We start from the raw sequence: 7,933 nt of genomic DNA, 5'->3' as shown, positions 1-7,933 counted from the left end.
TGCTTCAGCCCCGAAAGACTGAAACCGCACTCGCCATCAAGCGCCCACACTTATCGGCTGTTAGTTTTTAAAGAGCACATCGCAAGAGCTTTACTACCCTTCCGTCTTGCGTCGCTGCGTTGTCAGCAGCAGAGAACGAGATTATGACTGCCCGATGAAACGACCGCAAGTCCCTTTCGCAAATTATTTTTCTGCATCGGCCAGCGCGTTCGAAATCCATATATCCAGGCTTTGAGATTTCGAACGCGAAAAACCTTGACCCGATCTCCTCGCGCTCGACAATCGCCCGAGGGCTCAGCTGCCAAAGAACGGCTTACAGAATCCTGCTGGCCCGACGCAATCCGAATCCGACATCGCGCCATGCTTCATCGACATGGTGCTGCCACCCGAGGCGCCGGCCCCGGGATGCGTCCCACCATAACCTTCATTCCCTTCGTTCATGTTCTGCTGTGCGGCGACCTTCGCTTCCGCAGCCTGAATGTCGGCGGGATAGTTCGCCTGCTCACCCGTGGCGGGCGAATAGCCGGCTTGTTCGAGCTGGACGAGTTCGGCCTTTACTTGTGCGCGCGTCAACGGCGCGTTTTGGCTTTGCGCGAAAACGAAGGTGGGCGCCGCGACCACGGCGAGGGACACGACGACTTTGGCGATGGCGTTCATGATCTTCACACTCCGACAGAAAAGGTTGACCGGATCGCACGCGATCCACGAACCTCATCGAACGCACAGGGCCCTTGCGCGGCTTCGACTCACTCGATACCCGGGTTTCAAGCTAGAGGCTTCGATTGGTTAACCCGGAGACGTGGCGATCTATTCCCACATCGAAGCGGGAGATCAAAGAGGGGGAGGGAAAAGAAAGGAAGCGCGGAGGACGAACCGGATGAGGAGTCCGGCAAGGCGCCAGCCAGCACCCGTCCACCGCGTCTGAATTGTCGCGCAAGGCGGCGCGAAGATCATCGCCCCTTGCGTTGAAGATGCCTTGCCGATCTCGCAACAATGTCGCTGCGATGCCGATGCTCAATGCGCGTCGGGCACGAGATGCACGCGCTTCTCGGTCGCGGCCTCGACGGCCGGGCGCGAGTACAGCAACGGAAAGTACTGCCCGTCGAGCCACATCTTGGCGAGATCGCGATAATGCGGGCTATCGGGATCGCCCGACTCGCCCGGCAGATTCACCGCGCGCGAGGCGTCCCAGTTGCCGACATCGACGACCACACGGAACGACGGCCCGTTGGTCTCGCGGAAATCGCTCGCGCGGTACGTCGACTGATTCGGCGTGTACGCGCTGCCGCCCTTTCCGATCGGCCCGACGTTGAGCCTGGCGCGCATGTCCGCATCGACGACATCGGCAAGCGGATGCGCGTTCAGGTTCGTCTGCAGCTTGCCCCATTGCCACTGACTTGCATCGGGGCCTTGCAGATGCCGCATCTCGCCATAGGCATCGTGAAGACTCGAAAGCAGCACGGCATCGCGTCTGGCTTGCGCGTTATCGCCGAAGCGCGTGTCGGGGTGTTCGAGCGTATCGAGCATCACCGCCGTATCGGGCGCGGCGAACGACGACGCCGCGTTCTTCGGCAACACTGCTTCCTTGAACGCACGGCCGAGATGCCGCGACAGCCATACTTCCTCGAGCGCCGCTTGCGGTGAATCGGCGCCCATGTGCGCGTCCCAGCCCTTGAGCATTGCGAGCGCGGCGCGCGTGTCTTCGTCATCGCTCGAAAGCGGTGCGAGCAAAGCGACGAGCCTGCGCGCCGGAATCGAAACGATATCGTTCTGCAGACGCTCGGAATCCTCGATCGACACCTTGGGCAGCGACTTCAATACTTCGTCGATGCGCTGATGGCGCGAGCCGTTGGTCCATTCGAAGCCGAGCTTGCGCTCCGCATACGGATAGCCCGCAGGCAGATTCATTTCGTTCGACGTGGTGAAGTAGCCTTGCGCTGGGTTGTAGACCGACGGCATCGCATCGCGTGGCCAGAAACCCGCCCACTCATAGCGGCCATCGCCGGGCACGGGCATGAGACCATCCCAGTTCGGGCGAATCGGCGCGAGCCCGCTCGGCACCCAGCCGATATTGCCGTCTTTGTCCGCGTAGACCTGATTGACAGTCGGCGCGCCCCATGTCGCGAGCGCGGCCTTGAATTGCGCGTAATTCTTCGCGCGCATATAGCGCATCGAATCGAAGTACGGCGACATGCCCGGCGACAGCCACGCGGTGCGCACCGCAAACGCGCGATGCTTGTCCGCTTCCGTATAGATGACGGGACCGTGACGCGTGAAGAGCAGATCGGCGGTGACGGGCGCGCCATTGCGCACCGCGATCTGCTCGCGCACGACGCGCATCGGTTCCCACTTGCCCTTGTATCGATACTGCCGCGGATTCGCCGGATTCAGCTCGTACACATAGAGATCTTCCTGATCGATATTGAAGATCGTGAGACCGTAAGCGATCGAACCGTTATGCCCGATCGAAATACCCGGCGCGGAAGGCTCGCCCGCGCCGATGATATCGAGCGTCGGCGTGCTGATCTGCTGAATGTAGCGCAGGCTAGGCGCCGCATACGCACGATGCGGATCGTTCGCCATGATCGCGCGGCCCGTGGCCGACTTCGACGGCGCGATCACCCAGTTATTGCTGCCTTCGGTGACTTCTTCGGGATTGTCGGCGGCGGCGATGACCGTCGTCGATGCATCCGCGCTCTTCATCGATTCATTGGTCACGCGCACGCCTTGCGTCGCGAGCGTGAAGACCTTGAGCACGTCCTCGGGAAGACAGGGATCGAGGCCGGCGGGCATCTGCGCCTTCCACGGCGGCTGCAGACCGAAGCGCACCGTATCCGCATCGAGCGAACTCTTGCATGCCACGCGCGCACGCGCCACCTCGCTCGTCAGGTTTCTCGTGAGACCATGACTGCGAATGCGCACGATGTCGTCCGCATTCCACTTCGCCGGCCAATAGCCGATTTTGCGGAATTCATAGGGCATGCGGTCCGGATGCGCGGCAAGCCAGTCGATATAGGCGTTGACGCCCGCCGCGAAGCGCGTCGCCGCGGGCTTCGCATCGGGACCATAACGCTGCCATTCGGTGGCCATGTCGCCGCGATAGAGAAAGAGGCGCGTGGCTTTATCCTGCTCCACATAGGCGGGGCCGAACACTTCGGAAAGCTCGCCCAGACCGCGTCTGCGCCAGAGATCGATCTGGAACATGCGATCACGCGCGGCATTGAAGCCTTGCACGAAGAATGCATCGCTGTCGTTGGCCGCGAAGATGTGCGGCACGCCCCAGCGGTCGATCAGAATATCCGACGGCTGCGACAGCCCCGCCACGGCGATCGTTTCGACGCTGGATGCATCGGCGAGTGCGTCTTGCGCGGCAAGCGGTCCCGACAGCGATGCGCCGACCATGAGCACGAGCAGGCGTCGTCCTTTCTTTCCCTTCATCTGAGCGTCTCCGTTTTTATACGTGTCGATTCGAGCTACGCGGGTATAGCAATGTAATTCGAATGCGATGAACACGCAAAGGGCAGTTCGATCTCCGGGCCTCGATCTACTTCGGATGACGAAGTAATTCGATGCATATAACACGCACCACGCCAATGCGCGTCGGAGCGTCTGCGATGCGAGCTCATCGCGCCGCATCGCGGATCCTTTTTCACTCGTCCTGTCGCGGCTGCTCCTGCAACACCGTGTCGCGGATGGCCTCCGCGAATTTTTCCAATGCCTGCAGCGGGCCGCTCACGCTGTTGTATTCCAGCGTGCCGATCCGTCCTTCCAACACCACCGAAAAACCACAGTCCTGCGCAATTTTCAATAGATCGTTCATGTGCATTCGCCTCGTGTCGCGATCGAAGAAGCACACGTAATGCCCGCTTTCCTTTCGATGCGCTTTCGCCAGGCCGCCAAACGCTATCGTCTTTGCCGTTATGCGAGGCGCCGCACGAACAAACGAGCGTTCGCTACCGTACGCTTTTCATCGAATGTTCATAAAGAAGGGAGAAGCGGCGCGTGAACGCTTTTGACACGTCGGTTCAGACTTGGCTGGTACATATCGGCGCCTCGTCTGTCATTTTTACTCACGCGGTTCACACGATTGCCGATTTTTACCTGACCAAAGGGTTGCTTCCGCTCGCAGTCCTGTGGGCGATCTGGTTCAAGGAAGGGGATTCGCAGCAATGGCGCCGCGAGATGGTGGTCGCCATTCTGCTTTCCGGCCTTGCCGCTTTCGTGCTCGGCCGGCTTTTCGCGTTCGCGCTGCCGTTTCGCCTGCGTCCGGTCTACGATCCGAATATTCACCTGAACTTCGCGCTGGTGACTGAGACGGGGAAGTTCTTACGCTTTTGGAGTTCCTTTCCCAGCGATCACGCCGCACTATGGATGGCGATCGCGGTCGGGATCTTCCTCGTGTGGCGCTGGATCGGCGTGCTCGCGATCCTGCAGTGCATCGTCTTCGTATGCCTGCCGCGCGTCTATCTCGGCCTCCACTATCCGACCGATGTAATCGGGGGTGCCGCGATCGGCGCGCTGACCGTCTTGCTCGTCACTCGCGCGCCGCTGCGCGCCCGCGTCGCGCCGTTCTTCTTGCGATTCATGCAGCACTGGCCGGCACTGGGCTACACGCTCGCGTTCCTGTTCTTCTTCGAACTCGCGACCATGTTCGATGAGCCGCGCATGCTTGCCGTTTCGGTCCTGAAGGCGCTCTAAGCGCCCCCTTCGCTTTTCTTCGGGCAGACGCCGCATCGGCGTCGTCCTCTCCTATCCTTGTCTTGACATGCGCGCGCGTGCGACATACGCGCGCGCCGCGCTTGACATCGACGCCTCACCTCACATATTTTTGGTAGACCAACCAAGACGCGAAATCGCACATATATCACGGAGCGCGCCATGAGCCGCATCACCGGCATACCGATCTGCCTGCTGCTCGCCGCCGCGCTCGCAGCGTGCTCGCATCAGGACCGCGACACCTATCAGGGCTATGTCGAAGGCGAGTTCGTCTATCTCGGCTCGTCGCAATCGGGCAAGCTCACGGCGTTGTCCGTCACGCGCGGGCAAACCGTGAAAACCGGTGTGAGCGCGTTCACGCTCGAATCCGTCGATGAAACCGCCGCGCTCGATCAGGCGCAGCGTCAACTGACGTCCGCGCAGTCGCAACTAGAAGACATTCTGACAGGCAAGCGCGCGCCGGAAGTCGCTTCGGTGCGCGCGCAACTGGCGCAGGCACGCGCGAACGCCCGCAAGGCCGCGCTGCAACTGAGCCGCGACCAGGCGCAGTTCGACGCCGGCGGCATCCCCAAGGGGCAACTCGACGATTCGCGCGCGAATGCCGACGCCACAGCCGCCCAAGTGCGCGACCTCAGCGAGCAGGTCGACATCGCGCGCTTGCCGGGACGTCCGCAGCAGATCGCCGCGCAACGCGCGCAAGTGGCCGCCGCGCAGGCCTTCGTCGCGCAGGCGCAATGGAAGGTCGATCAGAAGCGTGTCGCCGCGCCCGCCGACGGACTCGTGTACGACACGCTCTATCGCGTCGGCGAGTGGGTGCAGGCGGGCAGTCCCGTCGTGCAGATGCTGCCGCCGCAAAACGTGAAGGTCCGCTTCTTCGTGCCTGAAAGCGTCGTGGGCGGTCTCGCGCCAGGCCGCGCGGTATCCATTCATTGCGACGGCTGCGCGGAGAACGTGCCCGCGACCATCACCTACGTGTCCAATCAGGCGGAATACACGCCGCCCGTCATCTATAGCAACGAAAACCGCTCGAAGCTCGTGTTCATGATCGAGGCGCATCCGCAAGCGAGCGATGCGGCCAAGCTTCATCCCGGCCAACCCGTCGCGGTGAGGTTGCAATGAACGCGCAGGACACGCCGTATGCCATCGACGTACACAATCTCAACAAGCATTTCGGCGACAAGCACGTCGTCAACGATGTCACGTTGCAAGTCGCGCGCGGCGAGATCTTCGGCTTTCTCGGTCCGAACGGCAGCGGCAAGACCACCTCCATTCGCCTGATGTGCGGCCTCCTCACGCCGGACTCGGGCAGCGGCACATGCCTCGGCTACGACCTCGTGCGCGAAAGCGAGGAGATCAAGCGCAACGTCGGCTACATGACGCAGCGCTTCTCCTACTGGGAGGACCTGACGATCCGCGAAAACCTCGACTTCGTCGCGCGCATCTATCAGATGGCGAATCGCCGCGAGGCGGTGGATCGCGCGCTCGAAGCGCTCGGCCTGCAGAGCCGCGCCAACCAGCTCACGGGTTCGCTGTCGGGCGGATGGAAGCAGCGGCTCGCGCTCGCGGCCTGCATGTTGCACGAGCCGAAACTGCTGTTGCTCGACGAGCCGACCGCGGGTGTCGACCCCACCGCGCGCCGCGACTTCTGGGAAGAGCTGCATCGGCTCGCCGCGAAGGGCATCTCCGTGCTCGTCAGCACGCACTACATGGACGAAGCCGAGCGCTGCCACAAGCTCGCGTATATCGCCTATGGCAAGCTGCTCGCACAAGGCACCGCGAACGAAGTGATCGCGTCGCAGAATCTGTCCACATGGAGCATTCACGGCGAGCGTCTGAGCGCGCTCTCCGAACGCCTGCGTAAAACGCCGGGCGTCGATCAGACGGTCGTGTTCGGCTCGGCGCTGCACGTGAGCGGCAGCGATCATGCCGCGCTCGAGAAAGCCGTGCGCGATGCGACCAAAGACGGCGGGATGCGCGCCGAGCCCATCGAGACCGGGCTCGAAGACGTCTTCATCTATCTGATGAGCCGCTCGACCGACAATTTCAAGGTGGCGCCATGACAGCGCGCGGCCCCTTCGCGATGTTCACGCGATTCTCCATCACGCGCTGGTGGAGCATCGTCATCAAGGAGTTCCTGCAATTGCGGCGCGACCGGATCACGTTCGGCATGATCGTCGGCTTGCCGATCGTGCAGCTCGCGCTCTTCGGCTATGCGATCAACACGGACCCGAAGCATTTGCCGACGGCGGTCATCGTAGGCGATCAGAGTCCGTTCTCGCGCAGCTTCATCGCGGCGATGGAGCATTCCGCGTACTTCGATATCGTCGAAACGCTGCCCGACGACGAAGCCGGCCGCCGCGCGCTCGCCCAGGGCCGCGTGCTTTTCGTGCTCAACATTCCGGCCGATTTCTCACGCCAGATATTGCGCGGCGAGCGGCCCGTGTTGCTCGTCGAGGCGGACGCCAGCGATCCGGTCGCGATCAGCAAGGCGGCCTCGGCGCTGTCGAAGCTCGTGCAGTCCGTGGCGAGCAAGGACATCACCGGTCCGCTCGCGCATCTGAGCGGCACGCCCGCCGCATTCGACGTGCAGGTTCATAACCTCTACAACCCCGAGGGCATCACGCAATACAACGTCGTGCCGGGCTTGATGGGCGTGATTCTCACGATGACGCTCGTGATGATGACCGGCCTCGCGATGACGCGCGAACGCGAGCGCGGCACGATGGAAAACCTGCTCGCGACGCCCGTGCGCCCCGTCGAAGTGATGACGGGCAAGATCGTGCCTTACGTGTTCATCGGCCTCATACAGGCGTCGATCATTCTCGCGGCCACGCGCTTCGTGTTTCATGTGCCTTTCGTCGGCAATCCGTTCGCGATCTATCTTGCCGCGCTGCTCTTCATCGCCGCGAACCTGACGGTGGGCATCACGCTCTCGTCGCTCGCGCAGAACCAGCTTCAGGCGATGCAGCTGACCATGTTCTACTTCCTGCCGAACATCCTTCTGTCGGGCTTCATGTTTCCGTTCGCGGGCATGCCCGCATGGGCGCAGTTCATCGGCAATCTGCTGCCGCTCACCTACTTCAACCGCCTGATTCGCGGCATTCTGCTCAAAGGCGACGGCTGGGCGGACCTGTGGCCTTCGGTCTGGCCGATGATGCTGTTCACCGTCATCGTGATGGGCATTGCGCTGCGCTTCTATCGGCGCACGCTCGATTAG

Annotated in this window: 7 protein-coding genes; 4 read left to right on the top strand and 3 right to left on the bottom strand. The window is 62.1% G+C overall.

The genetic code is table 11. From position 1 onward, the window contains the following. Positions 1 to 294: 294 nt before the first annotated feature. From AWB78_RS36250 to AWB78_RS47875, 3 genes are all read right to left on the bottom strand, one after another. Positions 295 to 657, bottom strand: coding sequence for a DUF4148 domain-containing protein (locus tag AWB78_RS36250; RefSeq protein ID WP_082883549.1), 363 nt, complete (start codon positions 655 to 657; stop codon positions 295 to 297). A gap of 357 nt (positions 658 to 1,014) precedes the next feature. Further along, positions 1,015 to 3,438, bottom strand: a complete 2,424-nt coding sequence (locus AWB78_RS36245) for a penicillin acylase family protein (protein ID WP_096031901.1) — start codon at positions 3,436 to 3,438, stop codon at positions 1,015 to 1,017. A gap of 211 nt (positions 3,439 to 3,649) precedes the next feature. After that, positions 3,650 to 3,820 carry a hypothetical protein gene (locus tag AWB78_RS47875; RefSeq protein WP_198399422.1) on the bottom strand — a complete coding sequence of 57 codons (171 nt, stop codon included), beginning with the start codon at positions 3,818 to 3,820 and terminating at the stop codon, positions 3,650 to 3,652. A 182-nt stretch (positions 3,821 to 4,002) separates the two neighbouring features. Between AWB78_RS47875 and AWB78_RS36235 the strand changes: the two genes are divergently transcribed. The 4 genes from AWB78_RS36235 (at position 4,003) to AWB78_RS36220 (ending at position 7,933) form a co-directional block, all read left to right on the top strand. After that, positions 4,003 to 4,698 carry a phosphatase PAP2 family protein gene (locus tag AWB78_RS36235; RefSeq protein WP_062611535.1) on the top strand — a complete coding sequence of 232 codons (696 nt, stop codon included), beginning with the start codon at positions 4,003 to 4,005 and terminating at the stop codon, positions 4,696 to 4,698. 180 nt (positions 4,699 to 4,878) lie between these two features. After that, complete coding sequence (locus AWB78_RS36230; protein WP_062611534.1) at positions 4,879 to 5,835, top strand: HlyD family secretion protein; 957 nt, start codon at positions 4,879 to 4,881, stop codon at positions 5,833 to 5,835. Further along, on the top strand, positions 5,832 to 6,776 hold the full coding sequence (locus tag AWB78_RS36225; RefSeq protein ID WP_062611533.1) for an ABC transporter ATP-binding protein: 945 nt from the start codon (positions 5,832 to 5,834) through the stop codon (positions 6,774 to 6,776). The genes AWB78_RS36230 and AWB78_RS36225 overlap by 4 nt, the downstream gene beginning before the upstream one ends. Continuing rightward, entirely contained in the window at positions 6,773 to 7,933 is a 1,161-nt protein-coding gene (locus AWB78_RS36220) for an ABC transporter permease (protein ID WP_374729514.1), read from the top strand. Before AWB78_RS36225 ends, AWB78_RS36220 begins: the two co-directional genes overlap by 4 nt.

It is taken from the genome of Caballeronia calidae (assembly GCF_900044055.2).
Taxonomy (GTDB): Bacteria; Pseudomonadota; Gammaproteobacteria; order Burkholderiales; family Burkholderiaceae; genus Caballeronia; species Caballeronia calidae.
Note: the sequence above shows the minus strand (reverse complement) of the source record. Positions and strands in the feature narration are given on the sequence as shown.